This window comes from Sodalis-like endosymbiont of Proechinophthirus fluctus, assembly GCF_001602625.1.
In the GTDB taxonomy this organism is placed as follows: Bacteria; Pseudomonadota; Gammaproteobacteria; order Enterobacterales; family Enterobacteriaceae.
This window is the reverse complement of sequence record NZ_LECR01000031.1, coordinates 3,482-5,051: the sequence shown is the minus strand read 5'-3', so window position 1 is coordinate 5,051 and position 1,570 is coordinate 3,482. Positions and strand designations below refer to the sequence as shown.

The 1,570-nt window shown below is 53.5% G+C and carries 2 protein-coding genes; both read left to right on the top strand.

What is annotated here, in order from left to right; translation table 11 throughout:
- The coding region (locus BG74_RS16445) for a tyrosine-type recombinase/integrase (protein ID WP_244267247.1) at positions 1 to 348 on the top strand (348 nt) is incomplete at its 5' end.
- Positions 349 to 796: 448 nt separating this feature from the next.
- Positions 797 to 1,570, top strand: a 774-nt coding sequence (locus tag BG74_RS10470; RefSeq protein ID WP_204376304.1) for a UvrD-helicase domain-containing protein, incomplete at its 3' end; no start/stop codon positions are given.

The following is a 1,570-nucleotide window of genomic DNA, read 5'->3' as shown; positions in this document are numbered from 1 at the left end:
GCCGTGACTTGGCTGGCGCGCTGGCTGGCCCTGCGTGACCGCTACGCGCCTCAGGACAATGCGGTGTTCATCTCCCAGCGCGGAAAACGTATTTCCGCGCGTAACGTGCAGAAACGTTTTGCTGAATGGGGCGTGAAGCAGGGGGTAAATAGTCGTATCCATCCGCATAAACTGCGCCACTCCTTCGCCACCCATATACTGGAATCGAGCGGTAACCTGCGCGCGGTGCAAGAGTTGCTCGGCCACGCCAACCTCAGCACCACCCAGATCTATACCCACCTTGATTTCCAGCATCTGGTATCTGTGTATGATGCAGCTCACCCACGTGCCAAACGGGAAAAAACCTGATGCATTTCTATCGCCATCTGCGAGATCTTCGCGCGTTACTTGTTTGATCTTGATTATATAATTTATGATAATCGGCAGGCGATTACCCGTACCGAATACGAGTCGATGCTATTTCTATAGCAGTATACCACTCCACGCTACTCCATCTAGGACAGGAGGATTATTAACGCTTGCGCCACGAATTGCGTTGGCGGAGAGCCGGAGATTTACCACGATGTGAGCCATTTGGCGCTAGCGCTCGATATAAATGACGATGCGAAACGCGGGGCTCAGTGAGCGCGAAGCGCGAGTAGGGGCCGATGCGCATCTATTTATCACATCTGGAAATTTCGTGGTTGGGTATCCCTGATACCCTTGTTATAATCACTACTCAATCTGTATAAATGATTAGTGTTTTTGCTGCTACCGAACGGCACTACTCCTTCCGTTCGCATGTTAAAGGCCACCTATGAACGTTTCTGGTTTGCTCAACAGCTTGAACGACAAGCAACGGGAAGCCGTGGCGGCTCCGCGCGGTAATTTATTGGTGCTGGCCGGCGCCGGCAGCGGAAAAACTCGGGTGCTGGTGCACCGTATCGCCTGGTTACTGTCAGTTGAAAACTGCTCGCACTATTCAGTGATGGCCGTGACCTTCACTAACAAGGCGGCTGCGGAAATGCGCCACCGTGTCGAACATTTAGTGGGCACCAGCCAGGGCGGCATGTGGATCGGCACCTTCCATGGGCTGGCCCACCGCCTGCTGCGCGCCCACTATCATGATGTTAATTTGCCGCAGGATTTTCAGATCCTTGACAGTGAGGATCAGCTACGCATGTTAAAACGCCTCATCCGCGCCATGAATCTCGATGAGAAACAGTGGTCGCCGCACCAAGCGATGTGGTATATCGGCGACAAGAAAGACGAGGGTCTGCGTCCTCAGCATGTGGAAAGTTACGGCAACCCGATGAAAGCAACCTGGCAACGCATTTATCAAGCCTATCAGGAAGCCTGCGACCGCGCCGGGCTGGTGGATTTTTCCGAGCTGTTACTGCGTGCCTATGAGCTGTGGCTGAAAAAGCCGCATATTCTGCGCCACTACAGCGAGCGCTTCACTAATATCCTGGTAGACGAATTCCAGGATACCAACCAAATCCAATACGCCTGGATCCGCATGCTGGCCGGTAGTGACGGCAATGTGATGGTTGTGGGTGATGATGACCAATCGATTTACGGCTGGCGCGGG